Source organism: Luteimonas rhizosphaericola (assembly GCF_029888045.1).
Classification (GTDB): domain Bacteria; phylum Pseudomonadota; class Gammaproteobacteria; order Xanthomonadales; family Xanthomonadaceae; genus Luteimonas; species Luteimonas rhizosphaericola.
In genome coordinates, this window is sequence record NZ_JARXRN010000020.1 from 335764 (window position 1) to 359487 (window position 23724).

14 protein-coding genes are annotated in these 23724 nt (G+C 69.7%); 4 read left to right on the plus strand and 10 right to left on the minus strand.

Annotated features, from left to right (window positions below):
* Positions 1-126 precede the first annotated feature (126 nt).
* The 9 genes from QFW80_RS05420 to QFW80_RS05460 form a co-directional block, all read right to left on the minus strand.
* The gene (locus tag QFW80_RS05420) at positions 127-3360 is read right to left on the minus strand and encodes a discoidin domain-containing protein (RefSeq protein WP_280600372.1); all 3234 of its coding nucleotides are present in this window, start codon (positions 3358-3360) and stop codon (positions 127-129) included.
* 585 nt (positions 3361-3945) lie between these two features.
* Positions 3946-4779 (minus strand): carbohydrate ABC transporter permease, encoded by an 834-nt coding sequence (locus QFW80_RS05425; RefSeq protein ID WP_280600373.1) that lies wholly within the window; start codon positions 4777-4779, stop codon positions 3946-3948.
* On the minus strand, positions 4776-5654 hold the full coding sequence (locus tag QFW80_RS05430; protein ID WP_280600375.1) for a carbohydrate ABC transporter permease: 879 nt from the start codon (positions 5652-5654) through the stop codon (positions 4776-4778). The genes QFW80_RS05425 and QFW80_RS05430 overlap by 4 nt, the downstream gene beginning before the upstream one ends.
* Positions 5644-6921, minus strand: coding sequence for a sugar ABC transporter substrate-binding protein (locus QFW80_RS05435; RefSeq protein WP_280600376.1), 1278 nt, complete (start codon positions 6919-6921; stop codon positions 5644-5646). The genes QFW80_RS05430 and QFW80_RS05435 overlap by 11 nt, the downstream gene beginning before the upstream one ends.
* A gap of 117 nt (positions 6922-7038) precedes the next feature.
* On the minus strand, positions 7039-8703 hold the full coding sequence (locus QFW80_RS05440; RefSeq protein WP_280600377.1) for a glucoamylase family protein: 1665 nt from the start codon (positions 8701-8703) through the stop codon (positions 7039-7041).
* A 69-nt stretch (positions 8704-8772) separates the two neighbouring features.
* A complete protein-coding gene (locus QFW80_RS05445) occupies positions 8773-11781 on the minus strand; it encodes a TonB-dependent receptor (protein ID WP_280600378.1) in 3009 nt (1002 codons plus the stop codon).
* A 74-nt stretch (positions 11782-11855) separates the two neighbouring features.
* Entirely contained in the window at positions 11856-12893 is a 1038-nt protein-coding gene (locus QFW80_RS05450) for a LacI family DNA-binding transcriptional regulator (RefSeq protein WP_280600379.1), read from the minus strand.
* Positions 12894-13056: 163 nt separating this feature from the next.
* Entirely contained in the window at positions 13057-15336 is a 2280-nt protein-coding gene (gene bglX, locus QFW80_RS05455; protein ID WP_280600380.1) for a beta-glucosidase BglX, read from the minus strand.
* Between the two features lie 145 nt (positions 15337-15481).
* Positions 15482-15781 carry a YciI family protein gene (locus tag QFW80_RS05460; protein WP_280600381.1) on the minus strand — a complete coding sequence of 100 codons (300 nt, stop codon included), beginning with the start codon at positions 15779-15781 and terminating at the stop codon, positions 15482-15484.
* Between the two features lie 450 nt (positions 15782-16231).
* Here QFW80_RS05460 and QFW80_RS05465 point away from each other — a divergent pair, with 450 nt between their 5' ends.
* From QFW80_RS05465 to QFW80_RS05480, 4 genes are all read left to right on the plus strand, one after another.
* Positions 16232-17131 (plus strand): segregation and condensation protein A, encoded by a 900-nt coding sequence (locus QFW80_RS05465; protein ID WP_280600382.1) that lies wholly within the window; start codon positions 16232-16234, stop codon positions 17129-17131.
* A gap of 50 nt (positions 17132-17181) precedes the next feature.
* Positions 17182-18288, plus strand: a complete 1107-nt coding sequence (scpB, locus tag QFW80_RS05470) for an SMC-Scp complex subunit ScpB (RefSeq protein WP_280600383.1) — start codon at positions 17182-17184, stop codon at positions 18286-18288.
* Positions 18281-19786 carry a pseudouridine synthase gene (locus QFW80_RS05475; RefSeq protein ID WP_280600384.1) on the plus strand — a complete coding sequence of 502 codons (1506 nt, stop codon included), beginning with the start codon at positions 18281-18283 and terminating at the stop codon, positions 19784-19786. The genes scpB and QFW80_RS05475 overlap by 8 nt, the downstream gene beginning before the upstream one ends.
* A 177-nt stretch (positions 19787-19963) precedes the next feature.
* A complete protein-coding gene (locus tag QFW80_RS05480; RefSeq protein ID WP_280600386.1) occupies positions 19964-20974 on the plus strand; it encodes a glycosylasparaginase in 1011 nt (336 codons plus the stop codon).
* A 144-nt stretch (positions 20975-21118) separates the two neighbouring features.
* On the opposite strand, the gene QFW80_RS05485 is transcribed toward QFW80_RS05480, so the two are convergent.
* Complete coding sequence (locus QFW80_RS05485; RefSeq protein WP_425603502.1) at positions 21119-23515, minus strand: GH92 family glycosyl hydrolase; 2397 nt, start codon at positions 23513-23515, stop codon at positions 21119-21121.
* Positions 23516-23724: the final 209 nt, after the last annotated feature.

Genomic DNA, 23724 nt, shown 5'->3' on the forward strand with positions numbered 1-23724 from the left:
CATCGCGCCGGTGCACGCGGCGGCCGCCCCTGAAGCAGCGACGTGCGGTGCGGATGGCAGCGGTCGCGGCCGGCGGTGCTCCGGCGCGGCGCGCCCGAATGCCTGTCACTGGCCAGTCGGCGTCCATCAGTCCGGTGGCGCGGTCGCTGCCGTCTCGATCCGCACCCGCGCCGGCAGTGCGGTCACGCGCAGCTCGCGTCCGTCCCACGCCGCCGCACCGGCCTCGACCGTCGTCGCGCCGGGCCCGGCGGTGAACGGCCACGGCAGCACCAGGCCGCCGTCCGGCAGCCGCAGCCCTGTGTCCCCGACCTCCAGCACCAGCGTCGCGCCGTCGCGCCGCAGGGTGTAGGCCAGCGCGCCCGACGCCGTGCGCAGCCCGTCGATGCCCACGCCCTGCCCGTCCAGCCACTCGACGGGGATGCCGGCCGCGAGCACCAGGCTGTCGTCGCGCTCGCGCGGATAGGCGAACATGTCCAGCGCCGAGCGCACGAAGTCCGAGCCCACCCAGGCGTGCGGCAGGTCGCCGAGGAAGAACGGCGTGCGCGGGGTGCGCGAGACCACCTCGCCCCACTGGTTCCACGCCTGCGGGGCACGGTCGTCGAAGAAGAAGTCGACCACCTCCTTGGCCCGCCCGCGCCAGCCAAGGCGCACGAACGCGGCCACGTTGCGCCACTCGTACGGCGTGTAGTCCTTCCATTCCAGGCGGCCGTCGCGACGGTCGAGGAAGCGCGTCCAGTACTGCTCGAACGTGTTGTGCAGCAGGTCCTGCGGCAGGCGTTCCTGTTCGCCGCCGGGGGCCAGCGCGATGGTGGTCGAGGTGGGGTCGAAATCGCCGAGCTCGGCGGCGCCGGGCAGGAAGTCGATCCCGTGCAGGTCGGCCGCGGCGCGCAGGGAGTCCATCAGGTCGGCGTGGAACTGGTCGCGCGAGGCGGCCATCGCGCGCTCCGCATCGGCCTTGCCAAGGGCCTGCGCCACCTGCACCGCGTCCTTGTAGCCGCGCAGCGCCCAGAAGTTGTCCCAGTACGAATGCATCGGCTTGGCCGAATAGCCCTCGTGGCTGATCGACGCCGGCATCATGCCGTAGAACGCGCGGTTGACGCGGCGGTTCGCGGCCGTGCGCTCGGACAGGCGCAGCTGTTCCATGTACCGGTAGGCGCCCTCCACGTGCGGCCACATCCGCTCCAGGAACGCCTGGTCGCCGGTATGGCGCCAGTATTCGGCGATGTTGAAGATCAGCTCGCCGTGGCTGTCGTTCTCCGGCACCGGGTCGCTGCCGCGGTCGTCCACGCAGCACGGCACCTTGCCGTTGTCGAACTGGAATGGCGCGTACCACTCCACGTACTCGCGCACCACGTCGGGCCGGCCCATGCGCAGCAGGCCTTCGGAGATCATCGCGCCGTCGCGGATCCAGCTGCGCGCATAGGAGCGCGTGCCGGGCTGCAGCCGCGGCCCGATGCGCGAGATCAGCATGTGCGCCAGCGAGGTGCGCAGGGTGTCCGCCAGCGCCTGGCCCTGCGGTGGCACGGTCAGCGTCACCCGGTCGAGCTTGTCGCGCCAGATCGCGGCAGTCTCGGCCTGGAGGTCGTCGGCATCCCACCAGCGACGCGCGAGCGCGGCGTTGCCGGTCATCGGCATCATCACCTCGATTGTGCGCGACTCGTAGGGGGCCAGGCGCATGCGGTACAGCAGCGCCCCGGATGCGAGCTCGACCGGATCCACCACCTCGGCGGCCGCCGGGCGCGAACCCGCCGCGAGGTGCGCGGCCGCCATCCCGCCGTCGAAGGGCGTGGCGAACGCGGCCGACGGCAGTTGCTTGGCGAACACCCGCGCGCGCCCGTCCACCGACACCGTGCCGCCGTCGATCGACAGCGCCCTGATCGGGCTCACGCCGCCGCGCGTGTTGAGGAACTGGCTCGGCGGGTTGACCTGGAACGGCTGCACCGCGAGCGCCAGGGTGTAGTCGCGCGCGTCGCCGCCCGGATTCGACAGCCGGTAGCGGGCGACCAGGCGCGAATCGCGCGGCTCGCCATGGGCGAACGCGGTGATCTCGAGCGCGAGGTCCTCGCGCGTCCAGCGCACCGACGGTATCGGCAGGTAACCGTCCTGCAGCGACTGCGCGGTGGTGACGTCGGCCCAGGTCGCCAGCGCGTCGTCGACCAGCACGAACGGTTCAACGCTGAAGCCGCCACGCGCGACCTCGATCGCGCCATCCTCCCCGATCAGGCCCTGCTGCTGCCCACCGTCGAGCCCCAGGATCGTCCAGTAGGGCTGTTCGCCGTGGAATCCACGCGGGAACCGGCCCCGCGCCGACTGCGCGGCGATCGCGCCGATGAAGTCGTTGGGCGTAGCACCGAACGCGAGCGGCTCCACCGAAACCTCGGCCAGCGCGTAGCGCCCGCTCGGTCCGTGCTCCAGATCGAGCGCGATGTAGCGGGCCTCCGATTCCGGCAGCGCGATCCAGTCGTCGCCGCCGTTGCCGCCGTACACCCGCCGCGCGTCGCGCCAGCCGGTGCCGTCACCGGACAGGCTGATCCGGTAGCGTGATGCATGGTCCTTCCCGTCCCAGCGCAGCCGCAGGCCGCCGAATTCGCGCAGCCTGCCCAGGTCCAGCACCAGCCGCTGCGGCAAGGAGGTCTTCTCGGCGCGCCAGGCGGTGGCCATGCGGCCATCCACCGCCAGCGCGGCGTCGCCCGCGGTCGCCATCGCGGTGGCCGTGAGCGGGCCATCGTCGTCGGCGGGAAGCACCTCCAGCGACAGGCTGTCGAAGCAGACGCTGCCGCGTCCACCGACCTGGTTGTAGATGGTGAACTCGAGCTTCGCGCTGCTGCGCAACACAGGATCCGCGCCCGGGCCCCAGGCCTTGTCGATGTGCCGGCGCTTGTAGTGCACGGGCGTCCAGGCGCGCGGATAGTCGTACTTCGGCCGGTTCACCCACCACACGTTGTCGCCGCTGGCGTCGACCAGCTTGAACTGGAAATCGTTGTCGGGCGAGTCGCCACGCAGCTCGAACGAGAAGCGGAAGTTGCCTGGATACTCCAGCGGCAGGTCGCGCTGGATGCCCGCGTAGCCGGACACGCCGTTGAAATCGTAGTCCAGGCACAGCGCACGGCCCTCGGCGCCTTCCACCGCGCGCAGGCTACCGCTGACCTGGTCAGAGGTGACGACCCGCCAGGGCGTCGCGTCCTCGAAGCCGTCCAGCAGGCGCGGGGGGTCGGGGGTGAAGGTGACGACCTCGTGCGCGGCAGCCTGCGTCTCGGGCTCGGCCGCGGAGGATGCCGTGCAGGCGCCGACCGAGAGCACGGTGGCGACGCAGGCAAGCAGGGTGCGGACAGGATATGGAGCCGGGCAGCGGTCGATCATCGGGACTGTGCGGGTTGCGTGCAGGTAGGCGGCGTCAGGGATTGTGGCGTGGCGCGGAAGGCATGGGAACGGGTGTGCGCGCCGGTGCGTCGCGCGTGCAGGTTGCGGGCGCACGAGGCATGGCTCGCAAGGGTGCATTGCATGACCAATGGCGTGTCGCCATCCCTGGCGCAACAGCATGGGCTCCGGAGCCACCGGCCCAGCCTGTCCAGCCCCGCGCAGCGCGGCGGGCGTTTCGCCATGGCGCGGGGTGGTGCCTCGCAGGCGCGCGTTGCGCAATGAATGGGGCGAGGCCATCCATGGCGTGACATCACGGGCTCCGGATACCCCTGCCCGGCCTGTCCAGCCCCGCGCAGCGCGCGGGGCGTTCCGCCATGGCGAGAGGCGGTGGCTCGCAAGCGCCATGGCGTCGCCCGTGGCCGCGCGTTCGCCGCGGCGCGAGCCAGTGGCTCGCAAGCGCCCGTTGCGCAATGAATGACGTGTGGCCATCCATGGCGGAACAGCACGGGCTCCGGAGCCACCGGCCCGGCCATCATGGCCGCGCGTTCGGGCGGGCGCGAGGCAATGCCTCGCGAGCGCCCGCCCTCACCCTTTCACGCTTCCGAGCAGGAGGCCCTGGATGTAGTAGCGCTGCAGCAGCAGGAACAGCACCAGCACCGGCAGGACGGTGACCACTGCGCCGGCCATCATCAGTTCCACGTCCATGATGTGCTCGCGCGAGAGCGCGGCGAGCGCCACCGGCAGCGTGTAGCGCTCCTGGTCGGTGAGCACGATCAGCGGCCACATGAAGTCGTTCCAGGCCGCCATGAAGGTGAACACCGCCAGCGTCGCAAGCACCGGCTTGAGCATCGGCAGCACCACCTGCCAGAAGACCCGCAGCTCGCCGGCACCGTCGATCCGCGCCGCCTCGATCAGGTCGTCGGGAATGCCGCGAGCGTACTGCCGCACCAGGAAGATGCCGAACACCCCCGCCATGCCGGGAATGATCACGCCCCAGTAGCTGTTCACCAGCCCGAGCTGCTTCATCAGCAGGAACAGCGGCAGCATCGCCACCTGCGCCGGCACCACCAGGGCGGCCAGCAGCAGCTGGAATACGCGCTCGCGGCCGCGGAAGCGCAGCTTGGCGAAGGCGTAGCCGGCCATGGTGTTGACCAGCAGCGACAGCAACGTGATCGCCATCGAGACCAGCAGGCTGTTGGCGAAATTGCGCGCCATGCCGGTGCGGGCGAACAGGTCGCGATAGTTCTCCAGCGTCGCCGACGAAGGCAGGAACGGCGGCGGGAAATGGCTCGCTTCCCCACGCGGCATGAACGAGACCGACACCATCCACAGCAGCGGCGCCAGGCTCAGCATCGCCAGCACGAGCAGCGCGCCATTGACGCGCAGCGCCTGCCAGCGGCTCTCCCCGACCAGCCTCATACCACCCCCCGCCGGCGGCCGAGGCGCAGCATCAGGGTGGTCGCGGCGAGGATCACCAGGAACAGCACGAAGGCGACCGCCGAGGCGCGGCCGAGGTTCCACCACTTGAAGCCTTCCTCGAACATGTAGTACAGCACGCTCACGGTGCTCTGGAGCGGATCACCGCGCGTCATCACGTAGGGTTCGGCGAACAGCTGGAAGTAGCCCGACACCGTGATCACTCCCACCACCACCAGCACCGGACCCAGCTGCGGCAGCGTGATGTGCACGAACTGCTGCCAGCGCGAGGCGCCGTCGATGCGCGCGGCCTCGTACAGGTCCTGAGGGATCGCCTGCAGCCCGGCGAGGAAGATCACCATGTTGTAGCCGAAGTTCTTCCACACCGCGAACAGCATGATCGTGGGCATCGCCCAGCGCGGGTCCCCGAGCCAGTCCACCGGCCCCAGCCCGAGGTGCGACAGGCCCCAGTTCACCAGCCCGTAGCTGGTGTGGAACAGGTAGCGCCAGATCACCGCCACCGCCACCAGGGTGGTCACCACCGGGGCGAACAGCGCGGTGCGGAATACCGCGCGCAGCCGCGCCAGAGGCGAATTCAGCAGCAACGCCGCCCCCAGCGACACCGCGATCGACAGCGGCACGCCCACGGCGACGAAGTAGAACGTATTGCCCAGCGACTTCCAGAACAGCGGCGTGCGCAGCAGTTCGAGGTAGTTGCCCAGCGCGACGAAGCGCAGGTGCGAGGGATCCGCGAGCGCGTACAGGTCGAAGTCGGTCAGGCTCAGCAGCAGCGCCGCGCACACCGGCAGCCCGAAGAACACGCCGATCACGAGCAGCGCCGGCGCCGCGAACATCCATCCGGCCAGGCTAGCGCGCATCGGCGGCCTCGCGCTCGCGCACCCAGCGCCGCTTCTCCAGGATCGCGTCGACACGGGCGTCGAGCTCCGTCACCGCGGCGTCCTGCGAATGCCCGCCGCGCACCACGCGCTCGGTCGCCAGCCGCATTTCCTGCACGATGCGTTCCCATTCCAGCACCTGGGGCGTCGGCCGCACGCGCTCGAGCTGGTCGCGGAACGCCCGCGCGAGTTCGTCGTCGGCCAGCCCCGGATGTTCCCAGGTGCTGCGCCGCGGCGGCAGGTTGCCGATCATCGCGTGGAAGCGCTGCTGGATGTCCGGGCGCGAGAGGAACTCGACCAGCGTCCAGGCCGCGTCCTTGTTCGGCGAGGACCGGAACAGCACCAGGCTGGTGCCGCCGGCGATGCCCGCGCCGGGGCCGTCGGGGCCCGGCAGCGGCATCGTGCCCCACTGCTCTTCGAGGTCCGGCGGCGCACGACGCCTGAATTCGCGGATGTTCCAGGGGCCCGAGAGATAGAACGCGAACCGGCCCCGGAAGAACTCGTCCCACACGTTCGAGATCTGCGTCTCCGAGACCGCCGGCGCCCAGCCCTGCGCGAACACGTTGGCGTAGAACGCGAGTGCCTTGCGGAAGCCGTCGCTGCGGAAATTGCCGCGGCCGTCGTCCTCGCGCAGCAGCGGATCGCCGGTCTGCAGCGCGAACGAGAGCTGCGGCTCGAACTCGTTCACCGGCATCAGCACCGCATGCCGGCCGGGGCCGGCATCGCGCACCACCGCCGCCATCGCCTGCTCCCACTCGGCCCAGGTCTGCGGCAGCGCATCCACGCCCGCGCGCGCGAGCAGGTCCTTGCGGTAGAACAGCAGCCGCGTGTCGACGTACCACGGCACGCCGACCAGGGTGCCGTCGACCACGTTGGTGGCCCAGATCCCGGGGAAGTAGTCGGCCTGGTCGATCACGTCCGAGGCATCGACCCGGGCCTGCACGGGCTCGAGCGTGTCGAGCGCCGCGAATTCGGCGATCCAGGTGTTGCCGAGCTGGCACACATCCGGCAGGCCGTCGGCGGCGAACGCGGTGAGCAGCTTCTCGTGCGCCGCGGTCCACGGCACCTGCTGCAGGTCGACCCGGATGCCGGGATGTTCGCGCTCGAAGTCGTCGAGCAGTTCGGCCACCACTTCGGCTTCCCGGCCCATCGCCCAGAAGCGGATCGTGGTGGTGTCGTCCACCCGTGCGCATGCCGACAGCACGACGCACAGCCACGCGGACAACAGCAGGAGACGCGCCGATCGCATTTGCCAATCCTAGACGCCTGAGACCGGATCGCGACGAACCATACGCGCGACCGCCGCTGCACCCGTGCGCGGCCGCATGCGCACGGCAGCGCCGTCGCCGCGCTTCATGCCGGGCCCCTAGGCCGGCGGATCCGACGCACGCGGCTCGGCCGGGGGATCGTCGTCCTGGTCGCCCTCCCGCGACTGGGCACGCCGCATGTCCTCGGCGTTCGCGGCTTCCGGATCAGGTTCGCCGGAGGTCTGCGGCCCGTCCGGCGGCGCCAGCCATCCGCCCGTGAACCCCGCGCGTTCCAGCCCCTTGCGGATGTAGGGATTCTCGCGCATCACCTTCCACACGAAGTCGTTGCGGTAGTTGGCGATCATGGTGAGGATCGGCCCCTGGTCGATGCCGATGTAGTCGCTGGCCACCCAGCCGCGACCGGGGATCAGGCGCCCGGTCTTGAGCGGGACGTCGTACTTGAAGCTCGGGTTGACCGCGTCGAGGAAGCCGTAGCTCGAGTAGAGGTACTCGCCGTAGCGCTCGTACAGCTCCTCGGTGGCGGGGATCACGATCTCGGGCGCGAACGGCAGCGAGGCGATCGCAGCGGTCGGCGCGATGGTGCCGTCATCGAACTCGTCCGACAGGCCCGCGCCGCGCGCGCTGTAGTGGCGGAATTCGCGCTGCTGGCCCTTGAATTCCTGGGTGGTGCGTTGCGGCCCGTCGCTGGCGGTCAGGCCCCAGACGTTCTCGCCGTAGTCCTCCCACCCCATCGGGTTGTCGATCGCGTAGGCGCGCTGGGCGTAGGTGGCGCGGCGGCTGTTCTCGAAGTAGTCGATGCCGCGGTTCTTCATGTACTCGTCGCGGATGCCGCGGAAATCGATCCACACGTGCGAATACTGGTGCCCGAAGTGCGGGCCGAAGCTCAGGTATTCCTGGCCCTGGAACACGCCCCAGTCGCGCTCGTAAGTCTGGGTCCACACCTCCCAGGCCTCCGGCTCGACAGGATGGGTGGGCGAGCCGAGTGCGAGGATGTAGACCAGCATCGCCTCGTTGTAGCCCTTCCAGTCGTGGGTGATGAAGCCGCGCTCGGGATACCAGCCCATCGAGATCAGTGGCGGGCGCTGCTGCAGGTAGGGCCACTCCACGCGCCGGTAGATCTGGTCGGCCAGCTCGCGGATGCGCACCTCGCGTTCGTCGTCTCCGGTGTAGTAGGACTGCGCGAACAGCACGCCCATCAGCAGGATGCCGGTGTCCACGCTCGACAGTTCCACCCACTTGTCGTAGCGCGCGCCGCTCTGCATGTCGAGGAAGTGGTAGAAGAACCCCTTGTGCCCGCTGCGTCCCTCGGCCTGCGGGCCCATGCGCGCCTCGCGCAGGAACTCCAGCGTGACCAGGGTGCGGTCCACCGCCTGCGTGCGGCTGACCCAGCCGTTCTCGATCCCGATCGGATAGGCGGTGAGCGAGAAGCCGACCGAGGCGATGCTCGCGAACGGCCGCGACGGGAATCGGTCCGGCGTGAGCCCGTTGACCTCGTTGGTGGTGTCCCAGAAGAACTGGAACGTGCGCCGCTCGATGTCGCGGAACAGCGGCGGCAGCTCCGGCGGCCCGGCCGGCTCCTCCTGCTTCGGCTCGGGCGCGGCCTCCGGATCGGGCAGCACGATCTGCGGGATCGGGCCGGGCTTCGGCGGCGCGACGGCGGGTTCCTGCGCAGGGGGAGGTTCGCGCTGACATGCGCCCGCAGATACGATCAGTGCTACCAGCAGAAAGCCGCGAAACAAAGGTCTTGTCGAACTAAAGCGCATGTCAGGACTGTAACCGTTTCCGAGGATGCTTCAAAAGAAGGGCCGGCCGATGCGACCGGCCCAACATGATTACCAGTCGAGTCCGAAGCTCAACTTGAACGTTCTGGTGGGCAGCAGGATCTCATCGCCATTTCGGCTGCGAAACGCCGGATTGCGCGGCTCGCCTGCACCGCCGCGCCATCCTTCGAACTGGTTCCAGTTGCGCCAGTTGAACACGTTGAGAACATCGGCTCGCACCTTCAGCGCAAGGTCCGTACCCGTATTCCAACGCTTCTCCAGGGCGGCATCGAACTGCTTGAATCCCACAGTTCCCTCCGGAACGTACGGATCGAAGAAGCACTGGTTCGAATCGGGCGCGTCATTGCAATTCGTTGCATCCCGGGGACGATGGGTGGCCAGCACAAGTTTGCTGCTGAAGGTAACGTCCCAACCGAGGTCGAAGATTCCGGAGAGGACCAGCCGATGCTTCGGCACTCCCGTCGAAAGAAGCATCTGGTCCGGAATGACCGGATAGTCGCCAACGAAATTCTCCCCGGTTTCGGCGGCGTTGCTGCGGTTTTCCTCTGCATCGCTGTAGGTATACGCGAGGTTCACGCCCCACCTCGACTCCTCTGTAAACGGCTTGTCCGCGGAGATCAGCAGGGAATTGAGGTTGTACTTGATGCCGTTGTCGCCAAGAATCAGGCTGCCGTAACCCGGAATCGCTTGGCCCCACGGCTGGCCGCCCCAGGTTGCGCCCGGAATCTCGTAGTATCTTCCGTCATCCCATCGATTGCCCAGCCTGAAGTAGATTCCGTCACGGCTGCGGATATGGGAGATGGCGACGGACGTGTTCCAGTCGTGACCCAACATCGGCACCACGTTTCGCATGCCGATGCTGAACTGGTCGGAATAGGGTGTCTTCAGGTCGTTGCGCAGTAGCGTGACCTCGCCACCCAACCGCGGGTTCGCATCCACATATTCAGCGATGCCTTCGGGCGTCAGCAGAGCCGGATCGAACGGAATGCAGTTACTGTTTTCCGCGGGATCGCATGGATGCAGCTCGGTATCGAAATCGATGGCGTAGGAAGCGAAAGAACCCGCGTAATATTCGCGTGCAATCAGATCGAAGAGGTTTCTGTCGTACGCCCGGCCCGCACCGCCGAAAATGACGTGCCTCTGATCCGCGAACAGATCATACGAAAATCCGACGCGCGGCTGCCAGGCGTCCTTGAAAGAATCACGGTTGCTTCCGTTGCTGATGTAATCTTCGACGTCGTAATCGGTGTTGCGGATGTTGTCCCATCCCCGCAACGCCGCGACGACGCCCGGATCCACCGCATAGTCCTCGAAGCTCGGCGACTCCTCGTAATCCCAACGCAGACCGAGGTTGAGCGTCAACTTGTCGTTGACCTCCCAGTCGTCCTGGATGTAGATGCCGAACTGCTTGTTCTTCGATTCGACGAAGGGGGCACGATCGGCGCTCGGGGCGGTGAACTCGATCCGATAAGGCTGGTCGAGGCTCTCGTTGACATCGAAGAAGTACTGGGGATATGGAGGATTCTGCTGGAATGCGTTTAGATCGACCTGCTTGTACTTAAAGCCCATCTTCAGGGTGTGCCCTTCCCAGCCAAAGAACGTCAGGTCGTTCTGGAGTGCGACGCCCTTCTGTCCCTTGTCCTGAAAGGTAGGTCCTCCCCCGACATTCAGAACGCCTAACCTCAAGTTGGCGGGGTTGTTCGGATCCACGATGGTGTAGCGGAACCCCGGACCAGCAGTGACCGGGCTCGGGTTGTAAGCGGCTTCCTCGAAGGTCAGGTGCGCATCATTCAACCAGTTCATGGAGCTGAACTGATAACGCAAGTCGACGCGGGTTTCATCATTGACGAAGTTGGTCGCAAAACCCGGCGCACTGATATCGGCACCCGGGCTGATGGAGTCCTCATCGCGGTAACGTATGGATAGATCCACGAGATGTGACTCGCCGAGCGTAAGACTCAGCTTGCCGAAGTACAGATCCTGATTGAACGGTACGCTGTCCCCACCGTAGATCGAGGACAGTTCTGGTGGCAGCACGCTCGGATCGAACACTGTCGGCGGCATGATATTGCGTGGAACGACAAAGTCCTTCGCCTCGTACGACATGAAGAAGTGGAGCATGTCCTGGATGATTGGCCCACCGAACGTGGCGCCGTACTGTTCCGTGACCTCCTCTGATTTGAAGCCACGCTTTTCCTCGATCACGGTCGGCTGCCGCCAGTCCTCGGAGGTGCGGTCCCAGAAGAAGCTGCCTTCGAATTCGTTAGTACCTGAGCGAGTCACCGCTGTGACCGCCGCACTGCTGATCTGGTCGTACTCCGCCTTGTAGTTGGACGTGATGACCTTGTATTCGCCGATAGCCGACTGCGGGAACGGATTGCCGCGACTGTCGTCCTGCCCGGTGATACCACCTGGCGTCACGTAGTTCTTCTGACCGACGCCATCGATAAAGACGTTGATGTTGCTCGACCCCTGCGCACCGCTACGCAGCTGGGATTCCGACCCGTTTGGCGACGAGATGAACTGCATGCCGGGGACCGTATCCGCAAACGCGAGGAAGTTCCGCGAGTTCTGCGGCAGGGCTTCGATCTGTCTCTGCGACACATACGTCGCGATTTCGGACGTCTTCGTCTCCACCAGCGCCTGCGCCGTCACCACCACTGCGTCCAAGTCGGTCGCTTCGCCCGTGGGGGCGGTCTCGGCCACGCCACCGACGCCCAGGTTGAGCGTCGCGGTCTGGCCCACCGCCAGGGTCACATTCTGCGAGCTGGTCTGCCCGTTGGCGGTCACGTCGATGCGGTAGGTGCCCGGCGGCAGGCCGGCAAGGTTGTAGTTGCCGCTGGCCGTGGTCTGCACGCTGCGCGTGAGGCCGGTGGCCAGGTTGGTGGCGGTGACGCGGGCGTCGGTGGCCGGTGCGGAATCGGCCATCACCTGGCCGCGGATGGCGCCCGCGGTAGATTGCGCGAACGCGGGCGCGGCCAGCAGCATGCAGCCGGCCAGGGCACAGCTGAGCACGCTGCGGTCGAGGCTGCGCGACGCGGAACGGATCTTGCGATTCATGGTGAGCCCCTCCCAGGGCGGTCCTCAATGTTGAAACCGGGGGAATGACGCGCCTCGCGTGGGCGCATGTCGCTTCAGTTGCCTGCGGATGCCGCCTGTGACTCGTCTGGTGGAACGGATGCCCCCCCGCTCGACGCGCGCACCACCAGCCGCGGCGCGAGCAGATCCGGCGGTGCCTGGTCGGCCGTTTCATCGGGCTCGAGCAGGCGCCGGATGGCACGTGCGCCGAGCTCGGCGATCTCGACGCGCATCGTCGTGAGCGCGGGGTGTACGTAGCGCGAAAGCGGGATGTCGTCGAAACCGGCGAGCGCGATGTCCTCGGGCACGCGCACCCCGCCCTGGGTGAGCGCGAACAGGCAGCCCAGCGCCATCATGTCGTTGGCCGCGAACACCGCATCGGGTCGCGCGTCGGCGGCCAGCAGTGCCTGGCCCGCCCGATGCCCGGAGGCTTCGTCGAAATCGCCCTGGAGCACCCACGGCGCATGCTCCGGCAGCGCCTGCGCCAGCGCCTCGCGATAGCCCCGCAGGCGTTCGCGCGCGTCGAAGTTGTCCTCGGGCCCGGCGATGAAGGCGATGCGCCGGTGCCCGGCCTCGACCAGGTGCCGCATCATCGTGACCGCGCCGCCGTGGTTGTCCACGCCGACCGACGCACGCGCACCCGCCACGCGGGTGGAATTCATCAGCACCGCCGGCATGGTCGGCGAGAGTTCGCCGGCCAGTGCCTCCGCCCCGTCGACAAAGGGCGACATCAGCAGCAGGCCGTCCACCCGGCCGCGCATCGTGCGCAGGGCCGCACCCTGCTCCTGCAGGTGGCCGTGGTAGCTCGACACGAGCAGGTGCAGGCCGCGCTCGCGCGCCACCTGGTCGATGCCCCGCATCAGTTCGGAAAAGAATTCGCCGTACAGGTCCGGCAGGACCACGCCGATGGTGCCGGTGCGGCGGCTGCTCAGGCTGCGGGCGGCGTGGTGCGGGCTGTAGCGCAGCTCGTCGGCCACCCGCAGCACCCGGCTGCGCACCGCCTCGGCCACGTTCTGGTGGCCGTTGAGCGCGCGCGACACCGTCGCCACCGAGACATTGGCGCGCCGGGCCACGTCCTTGATCGTGACACTCACCGGCCTCTCCTCCAGTGCGGACGGGGCGGAATGTAAACGCTTCCAGCCGATTCTGCAAAGCGCTCCCGCCCGGGCAGCGGGACGTCAGCGCCGGAGGCCTCGCTGCAAGCGGATGCGCGGCGCACCGGACGCGCGGTTCGCGTATTCCGGTGCGCCCGCGCGCTCACCGCGCCACGACCTCGAACGTCGCCGACTGCGCGGCGAGCGAATCGCCGCCGGTGAACACGGTAAACGTGCCCGGCTCGACCACGCGCCGCATCTGCGCGTCGTACAGCGCCAGGTCGTCCTCGCCGAGGGTGAAGCGCACCGTCTTCGATTCCCCCGGCTGCAGCTCCACGCGCTGGAAGCCGCGCAGTTCACGCACCGGCCGGGTGACGCTGGCCGTGTCGTCGCGCAGGTACAGCTGCACCACCTCGGTGCCCGCCCGCGACCCGGTGTTGGTCACCTCCACGCTCACCTCCTGCGCGTAGTCGCCCGCCGCCAGCGTGGCGCTCGCGACGCGCGGCGCGCCGTGCCGGAACGTGGTGTAGCTCAGCCCGTGGCCGAACGGATACAGCGGCGTCCACGGCACGTCGATGTACTTGCTGGTGTACTTGTTGTCCTTCGCCGGCGGGCGTCCGGTGTTGCGGTGGGCGTGGTAGATCGGCACCTGGCCGACGTTGCGCGGCACGGTGACCGGCAGCTTGCCGGACGGCGCCACGTCGCCGAACAGCACGTCCACGATCGCGTTGCCACCCTCCACGCCCGGGAACCAGGCCTCGAGCACGGCCGGGACCTTCCCCTGCAGCGCACCGGTCGACAGCGGGCGCCCGTTGAGCAGCACGACCACCACCGGCTTGCCGGTCGCGGCCACCGCGAGCGCGAGCTGCTCCTGCACGCCGGGCAGATCGAGCGAGGTGCGGTTGTTGGCCTCGGCGCTCATCTCCGGGTGTTCGCCCAGGAACATCACCACCGCATCGGCGCGCCGGGCTGCGCGCACGGCGTCGTCGAAGCCCGAGGTGTCCTCGTCGTTGATGGCGGCACCCCTGGCGACCAGCAGTTTCGTGCGATCGCCGACGCTCGCACGCAACGCGTCCAGCGGCGTCACCGCGTCTTCCGGCCGGCCGATGCCGACCCAGTTGCCGAGCATCGCCCAGGGCTCGTCCGCCAGCGGCCCGATCACCGCCAGCGTCCCCAGCGACTTCGACAGCGGCAACACGTCGCCCTCGTTCTCCAGCAGCACCATCGACTTCTGCGCCATGCGCCGCGCCGCGGCGCGGTGTTCGGGCGTGAGCGTCATCGCCGCCTGGCGCGCGGGATCCTTGCAGTAGCGGTACGGATCTTCGAACAGCCCGAGCCGGAACTTGGCGTTGAGCACGCGGCGCACCGAGGCGTCGACCTCCGCCATCGGCACGCGCCCGGCCGCGACCGCGGCCGGCATGTCCTCCAGGTAGATGTTGCTGACCATGTCGACGTCCACGCCCGCCGCCAGGCCGAGCCGGCCGGCAGCCTCGCGGTCGGCGGCCACGCCGTGCTCGACCAGCTCCAGCACGCCGGTGTAGTCGCTCACCAGCAGCCCGTCCCAGCCCCACTGCCCGCGCAGCAGGTCCTGGATCAGGGGCTTGTGGGCGTGCATCGGCACCCCGGCCACCTCGTTGAAGGCGGCCATGATCGACTGCGCGCCGGCGTCGACCGCGGCCTTGAACGGCGGCAGGTAGACCTCGTGCAGGGTGCGCTCGGGGATCTCGGCGATGTTGTAGTCGCGCCCGCCCTCGGCGGCGCCGTAGCCCACGAAATGCTTGGCCGTGGCCAGCAGCGTGTCGGGCGCGGCCAGGTCTTCACCCTGGAAGCCCTGCACGCGCGCGGCCGCGAAGGCCGAACCCAGGAAGGGGTCCTCGCCGGCGCCTTCCACCACCCGGCCCCAGCGCGGGTCGCGGGAGATGTCGGCCATCGGCGCGTAGGTCCAGTGCACGCCGTGCGCGGTGGCTTCCACCGCCGCCACGCGCGCGGCGTTGCGCGCCTCGTCGGGGTCGAAACTCGACGCCTCGCCCAGCGGCACCGGGAACACGGTGCGCATGCCGTGGATCACGTCGTACGCGTACAGCAGCGGGATCCCCAGGCGCGACTCTTCCACCGCGATGCGCTGCAGGCGGCAGGTCAGCTCGGCGCCGTTGGTGCCCAGCCACGAGCCGATCTCGCCCCGCCGCACCTGGTCCTCGCTGCCGGTCATGGCGGCCGGTCCGGTGTTGTTGCCCACCGCGGGCGGCTGGTTGAGCTGGCCCAGCTTCTCGGCCAGGGTCATCTTAGCCATCAGGGCATCGACGAACGCACGCTCGGCGGTCGCGTCGCCGGCCGAGCTGCGCGCCGGGCCGGGCGCGGCCCAGGCCGCGGGTGCGGCCAGCAGGGTGGCGAGCGCCACCGACAGGCAGGGAAGCAGGGGAACACGTGGAGCGTGACGCGTCATGGATCCGGTCCGGAGGGGCGGGCGCCGAATGTAATCGTTTTCAGCGCCGGATGCATGGCACGACGCAACATGCGGGCGGTCGCTTGCTGCTCCGCGGGTCGGCGCCTCGCTAACCGGCGACCCGGGTGCGCTTCGCTTACCCGGGCTACGGGAGGACCGGCTTGAACGGGCGCACTTCGACCCGTGCGTAGACACCCGCCTCGACGTACGGATCGGCGTCGGCCCAGGCGCGGGCGTCCTCCAGGGAGGGGAACTGCGCCACCACCAGGCTGCCGCTGAAGCCGGCCGGTCCCGGATCCTCGGCATCGATCGCCGGGCACGGTCCGGCCAGGAGCAGGCGCCCGGCATCGCGCAGCGCGACCAGCCGCTGCAGGTGGCGTTCGCGCGCGGCCAGGCGCCGGTCGAGCACCCGTTCGCCGTCGTAGCCCTCGATCGCGTACCACATGGCATCGCTCCGTCTGCGCAGGCGACGATTCTAGAAGAGGCCCGTGCAGGACGCGCGCGGCGCGTCCGCATGCCGACCATCGCAACCCGCCGGCCGCGCCGCGCACGGGACGTCGCTGACGCGCAGACGCAGCCGCTTGGCCACCCGCTGGACAGCCCGGGGGCCAGCGCTTACCCTAGGATCCAAGTTCCGCAGCCGATCGCCGCTCACGTCGCAGCAGGACGCAGAGTCGCGGCCCCTCGGCCAGACCCGACGATTCCCCAGTCAGTCTTCTGCCGGCACCCGGCATGGCCTGCCCCGTGGGCGTCCGGTCGCAAGACGCTTTGCCAGTGCGATGTTCCGGACCCGCGCGATCGGTGCGCGTCCGTCGTGTTGCGCAGCCCGCGGCCGGTTCCGGCGCCGGTGCAGAACTCGACCAAGCCAGCCGGCCCGGAGGGGGCCGCACCGCGAATGAGCCAATCCGCCCAGGACACCGCCGCGCAGGCGCCATCCCATCCGCAGCAGCAGGAAATGCCGCTGGCGGTGGTGCACGGCCAGCCGGTGCTGCAGATCCCGCAGGACCTGTACATCCCGCCGGATGCGCTGGAGGTGATCCTCGAGGCCTTCGAGGGCCCGCTGGACCTGCTCCTGTACCTGATCCGGCGCCAGAACCTCGACATCCTCGACATCCCGGTCGCCGAGATCACCCGCCAGTACGTCGAATACATCGGCGTGATGCAGGACCTGCGCTTCGAGCTGGCGGCCGAATATCTGGTGATGGCCGCCATCCTGGCCGAGATCAAGTCGCGGATGCTGCTGCCGCGGCCTCCTGCCGCGGAAGGCGAGGAAGACGACCCGCGCGCGGACCTGGTGCGCCGCCTGCAGGAATACGAACGCTTCAAGCAGGCCGCCGAGGACCTCGACACCCTGCCGCGCATGGAGCGCGACACCGCGCCGGTCTCGGCGCACGTGCCCGAGCGGGTCGTGGTCAGGACACCGCCGCCGGTGGAACTGCGCGAGATGCTGTCGGCGCTGCACGATGTGCTCAAGCGCGCCGAGCTGCTCACCAGCCACGCCATCCGCCGCGACGCCCTCAGCGTGCGCCAGCGCATGGGCGAACTGCTCACCCGGCTCGAGGATGGCGCCTTCCATCGTTTCGAAGCCCTGTTCGATCCGGGCGAAGGCAAGCTCGGCGTGGTGGTCACCTTCCTGTCGATCCTGGAACTGGCCAAGGAACGCCTGCTCGACATCGTCCAGGAAGCGCCGCTGGCGCCGATCTACCTCAAGTCGCTCGCCAGCGGGCGTTCGGCCGATGAACCGCTGGAGTTTTCCAGCGAGTTCGATATCACCACGCCCGAAGACGACCGCTGACGTCCGCCTCGCGCCCGCCGCGCGCCATCCATCCCGCCAGACACCGACGCATGGATCAACAACTCATCAACCGCATCGTCGAGGCCGCGCTGCTGGCATCGAGCCAGCCGCTGACCGTGGTCCAGCTCGGCGCGCTGTTCCCGCTCGACGAGCCGGCGCCCGAGGGCAGCCTGCAGGCCGCGCTCGAGACCCTGCAGGCCGAATCCGCCGGTCGCGGGGTGGAACTGGTCGAGGTCGCCTCCGGCTGGCGCTACCAGGTCCAGGCCGACGTCCACCCGTGGGTGGCGCGGCTGTGGACCGAACGCCAGACGAAGTACACCCGCGCCACGCTGGAAACGCTGGCGCTGATCGCCTACCGCCAGCCGATCACCCGCGGCGAGATCGAGCAGGTGCGCGGCGTGGCGACCAACAGCAACATCATCAAGGCGCTCGAGGAGCGCGAGTGGATCCGCGTCGTCGGTCACCGCGACATGCCCGGCCGCCCGGAACTGCTCGGCACCACCAAGGCGTTCCTGGACTACTTCGGCCTCAAGCGCCTGGACGAGCTGCCGCCGCTGTCGGAGCTGAAGGACTTCGGCGAACTCGAGCCCCAGTTCGAGTTCGAGGGCGGGCGCGCGGTCGGAGGCATCGCGACCGGTGACGGCGATGGCGGTCCCGATGGCGACCCAGGCGGCGCGCCGGCCGCCAACGATCCAGCCGCGCCCGCCGACACCGATGGCGACGAGGTCGGCGACGACGACGGCGCTTCCGGCGATCGCGTCGACGACGCATCGGCGCGCGGCGAAGACGAGGACGAAGCCGGATCCGCGTCCGTCGCGGACGGCGATGCGGAACCCGATGCGCACGCTGGTGCGGAACGCCAGGCCGGCGACGACGGCGAGGATCGCGCCGCATCGCAGGACGCCGCAGATGCGGAGATCACACCGGATACGGCGGACACGACGGATCCTGCCGCCTCCGCCGACGCCGGCGAACCACCGCGCGCGGACACCGATGCTTCGCCTGCCGCCAGCGCATCCGACGACACCCCCGGCGCGGAGGACGAACCCTCGCCCCGCCCCACCCCGCTTTCCCACACTGCCGACCGCGCCGATGCGGCGGCCGAACCAGACGCCCTCGCCGACGACGGCGACAGCACCGGAGTACGACATGAGTGAGCAATCCCCCACCGCCAGCCGCAAGCTCTCGCTCAAGCGCGGCGACGACAAGGCCGCCGACACCCCGCGCCTGGAAGAACGGCTGCACAAGGTGCTGGCGCAGGCCGGCCTCGGCTCGCGCCGCGCGCTGGAGCAGCGCATCGCCGACGGCCTGGTCAAGGTCAACGGCGAGATCGCCCAGACCGGCATGTCGGTCGGCGGCGGCGACCGGATCGAGATCGACGGGCGCCAGTTCGTCGCCAGCGCACTGACCGAACCGGCACGCGTGCTGATGTACAACAAGCCCGAGGGCGAAGTCACCACGCGCGAGGACCCCGAAGGCAGGCCCACCATCTTCGAGTCGCTGCCCGCGCTCAAGGGCGCGCGCTGGATCGCGATCGGCCGCCTGGACATCAACACCACCGGCCTGCTGCTGCTCACCACCGATGGCGAGCTTGCGAACGCGATGATGCATCCCTCCTACGAGGTCGAGCGCGAGTACGTCTGCCGCGTGCGCGCGCCCGAGGGCGAGGAGACCGTGTCGGACAAGATCGTCGACCGCCTCGCGCGCGGCGTCGCGCTCGAGGACGGGCCGGCGAAGTTCGACCAGATCAAGCGCATCGGCGGGACCGACTCGAACGAGTGGTTCCAGGTGCTGCTGAAGGAGGGCCGCAACCGCGAGGTGCGCCGGCTGTGGGAGTCGCAGGGGTGCCAGGTCAGCCGGCTCAAGCGCATCCGCTACGGCCAGGTGTCGCTGCCGCAGACGCTGCTGCGCGGCCAGTCGCAGGAGCTTCCCGATGCGCAGGTCGAGGAACTGCGCAGGGAACTCAAGCTCGAGGAAGGTCCGCCGCCCGCGCTCACGCTGCTGCCGGTGATCGGCCAGCGCAAGGCGTCCAAGTCCACGGTGCACCTGACCGGCGACCGCCGCCCGCAGGGCTACGTCAACGGCCACAACACCGCCGACGAAGGCCGCGAACTGCGCCGGTTCGACCACGTGCGCGAGGATCGTCGCGGCCGCGGCGGCAAGAAGCCGCACGGCGGGCTCACCGTCAGCGGCGAGCAGGCGGCGAACCAGTCGCAGAAGCCGTTCAAGCAGCGCAAGACCAAGGGCCCCAAGCCGCTGCCAGACGGCAACCCGGCCGCGTTCCGCACCTGGTATGTGCCCGAGGGCGTGGACACCGGCCCGTCCGGGCATCGCAACGCCGATGGCCGCGGCCCGAAGAAGCCGTTCAACAAGGCAGGGAAGCGCGGCCCCGGCCAGGGCGCGGGCGGCCAGGGACAGGGTCAGGGCCGCAACCGCAGCGCACACCCCTACGGGCATCCGGCCGGCGCGCCGAGCTTTCCTTCGGACCACGCCTCGCCCGGCGCCTACAAGCCGGCCGGTGCACGGCCGCGCGGTCCACGCCCAGCCGGTCCACGCCCGGCCGGTCCGCGTCCGGGCGGCAACCAGCGGCCGAAGGGTCCGCGCCCCGGCGGTGGCAACCGCGGTCCCCGTGGCGGTGGTGGCGCCGGTCGCTGAGTCCATCGGCGCGACCGCGGGCGCGAATGCGCCCGCTTCCCGGCGTCGTGCAGAGCGCACGCGGCACACGTCGGCATGGCGCACACCCGAAGCCGGCGGCGACGCAGCGCAGGCGTCGGGTATCGTGGCGAGTCGCGCGCGCCACGACGCGCGCTCCCTTTGCGAGGCCACTGCCCCATGCCCCTTCGCCGTGACGTCCTGCGCCTGCTCGGCCTGACCGCCGCCCTTCCCGCGCTGCCGGCTGCCGGCGCGGCGCAAGCGTCACCCGGCGAACTGCCGGTCGTGGTGTCCACCTGGGACTTCGGCGACGCGGCGAATGCCGCGGCGTGGAACGTGCTTGCCGGCGAAGGCAGCGCGCTCGACGCGGTCGAGGCCGGTGCGAAGGTGCCCGAGGCCGATCCGGACAACCACACCGTCGGCCTGGGCGGCTATCCCGATCGCGATGGCCACGTGACCCTCGACGCCTGCATCATGGATCACGGCGGCCGCCTCGGCGCGGTCGCGTGCCTGGAAGACATCGTGCATGCGGTGTCGGTCGCGCGAAGGGTCATGGAGCACACGCCGCACGTGCTGCTGGTGGGCGAAGGCGCCCTGCAGTTCGCGCTGGCGCAGGGATTCCCGCGCCAGAACCTGCTGACCCCGGTGGCCGAACAGGCCTGGCGGGAATGGCTCAAGACGGCCGAGTACCGGCCGCAACCCAACATCGAACGCAGCAACCGGTACCGCATGCCGGACGAGCTGCCGGGCGGCGCCAGCAACCACGACACCATCGGCATCCTCGCGCTCGACGCGGGCGGCCAGCTGGCGGGCGCCTGCACCACCAGCGGCATGGCCTTCAAGATGCGCGGCCGGGTCGGCGACTCGCCGATCAGCGGCGCGGGGCTGTTCGTCGATGGCGAGGTCGGCGCCGCCACCGCCACCGGCGTGGGCGAAGAGTGCCTGCGGATCTGCGGTTCGCACACCGTGGTGGAGCTGATGCGCCATGGACGCTCGCCCGAGCAGGCCTGCCGCGAAGCGGTGGAGCGAATCGCGCGCCGCCATCCGGCGGGGCGCGACGATCTGCAGATGGCTTTCGTCGCCTTGCGCAGCGATGGCGCGGTGGGCGCGTATTCGCTGCAGCCCGGCTTCAACTACGCGATCCGCACCGCCACCGGTTCGCGCGTGGTGGAGGCGCCCAGCCTCCGCTGAGGCCCCATCCCGTCCGGCCGGGAACGCCCCGGCCGCGAACACCGTGCAGGGATCAGCGCGCGCGGCGCCCGGGCGGCGCCGCGCCGGACGCGATTCACGCGGGCCGTTCGCCCGACACGCTGGCGGCGGAGCCGCGGCGCGCGCTCACCAGCGCAGCGTGTCCGGATCCGTGGCGCATGCCGCGGGCGGAAGATCCTCGGCCCGGGCACCCCAGGCCGCGGCGGGCGCATCGCCGGTGAGCGAGAACGCGAGCTCGCCACCCTCGCGCAGCTGCTCCCAGTCCAGCCACACCCGCGACTGCGGCTGGCCGTCGAAGCTCGCGGACGCGACGAACCGCAGCTTTCCGTCTCCGGCGCCAGGGGCCTGGATGCGCAGCGTGCGGCCTTCGCCCAGGTCCAGTTCGACGCGTTCGAACCGCGGCGCGTGCAGCACGAACTGGCCCGTGCCCGGCGTCACCGGATACAGCCCGAGCGCGCTGAACAGGTACCAGGCGGACATCGTGCCGAGGTCGTCGTTCCCGGTCACGCCGTTGGGCGCGTTGGTGAACAGCGTCTGCGCCGCGTGCACCACGGTCGCGGTCTTCGCCGGCTCGCCGAGCAGGGTGTAGATCCACGGCGCATGCAGGTCGGGCTCGTTGTTGGGGTTGTAGCGGAACTGGTTGTAGTAGCTGTACGGGCCGACCACCCAGTCCTTGCGTGCGGCGGCAGCGGGGTCGGCGCGCAGCGCGTCGATCGCGAAGAACGCGTCGAGCCGGCGCAGCGCCTGTTCGCGGCCGTGCATCGCCTGCGCCAGGCCCGGCACGTCCTGCTGCACCAGCCACTGGTACTGCCAGGCCGTGCCCTCGTGGAAGCCGTGGTGCGAACGCGGGCTGTAGTGGTCGTCGGCCGGCTGGTACCAGCTGCCGTCGTCGATGCGCGGGCGCGGGAAACCGGTGAAGCCCGTCTCCGCATCGCGCACGTCGGGGTCCCACACCTTGCGCCAGTTGCCGCCACGCTGCAACAGCACCCGCGCATCCTCCGGTTTGCCCAACGCCTTGGCCATCTGCGCCAGTGAGCAGTCGGCGAGCGCGTACTCGAGCGTGGCCGAACCGCCGTGGTGTGGGTCGACGTCCATGCCCTTCGACGGCACCGTGCGGTCGTATTGCACGAAACCGTCGGCGAGATAGCGCGCGTTGCCCGAGCGGCCGGCGTGCCGCGAGTTCAGCGGCGGCTCGCCGAAGGCATTCTCGCGCAGGGCCGCGTACGCCTGCGACTCGCGCCCCTCCAGCGCGCCCAGGCGCCACAGGTCGACCAGGAACGGAGTGACCGGGTCGCCGGTCATGATGTTGGTCTCGAAGTTCGCATAGCCCCAGCGCGGCAGCCAGCCGCCCTGCTCGTGGACGGCGAGCACGGAGCGCGCGATGTCGCGCGCCTGCCGCGGGCGCAGCAGGGCGAGCAGCTGGTTCTGGCTGCGGTAGGTGTCCCACAGCGACAGGTACTCGTGGTAGGTCCAGCCGTCGGCGCGATGGATGCGGTTGTCGTAGCCGCGGTAGCGGCCGTCGGCGTCGCTGCCGGTCATCGGCTGCAGCAGCGCGTGGTAGAGCGCGGTGTAGAACACCGTGGCGTCGTCGTCGCTGGCGCCGGTGACGCGCACGCTGGCGAGTTCCTCGTTCCATGTCCGCGTGGCGCGCTCGTGCATCGCGTCAAAACCGAGCAGGCGACCGTCGTCCATGCCTTCGCTGCGCAGGTTGTTGCGCGCGCCCTCGGCGTCGACGTGCGAGATCGCCGACACCAGCGTGACCGCGCGTCCGGCAGCGGTATCGAAGCTGAGCCAGGCGCCGTTCGGCTTGGCCTCGCCCTCCATGTTGTGGCGCGCGCCCGGCAGCCCGCCGGCCTCGCCCCAGACCCCGTGGGCCTGGAACGGGCGGTCGAACTCCAGCCGGAACCAGGTCGTGTACTGGTGCCCGCCGCAGAAACTCTTGGTGGTGACGCGGCTTTCCACGGTCCGGTCGCCGACGATCTCGATCGCGCTGCCGATCACCGCGTGGCGCTCGTTCGCCTGGCCGACGTTGACCAGCACATGGCCCTGCCGCACGCCGGCGGGGAAGGTGTAGCGCTCGGCCGCCGCACGCACGCCCGCGGTGGCTTCGGCATCGATGCCGCCGTAATCGGTCAGGCGCACGCGGTAGTAGCCGGCCTGCCCGACCTCGCCCTCGTGGGTGTAGCGCGCGCCGTACTCGCGGTGGTCGAAGGCCTTCGGATTGCGGGTGTCGAAATCGCCTCCGGGCCCGATCGTGCCCGTCACCGGCAGCACCGACACCTGCCCGCCCTGCTCCCAGCAGCCGGCGCCGGAGATGAAGGAGTGGCCGAAGCCGCGGATCTTCGGGTCGTCGTAGCGCCAGCCCGAATAGTGCGATCCGATCGGACTGACCTGGATCTTGCCGAACGGCGCGGACGCGCCGGGGAAGGTGTTGCCGTCGTCCTTCGTGCCGATGAAGGTGTTCACCAGCGCGGCGCGGTCGGGCTCGTCCGCCCTGGCGACGCCCGTCGACAACGCGCCCATGAGCGCGACCGCCGCGGCGGCGAGGGCGACGGCCCGCTGGAAGAAAGAAGGCCCGGCGGGGACCGGGCCAAGAACGCCGCACGCACGCGCGGCGGCTGCCCCGGGAGAACCGGAACGGGGCGGCGGGAGAAGGGCGGAACGCGGTGCTGCAGTCATCGGTGCATCCCCTGAAACTGGATTTGGATCGATTGAATGCGCTGCATTCACGA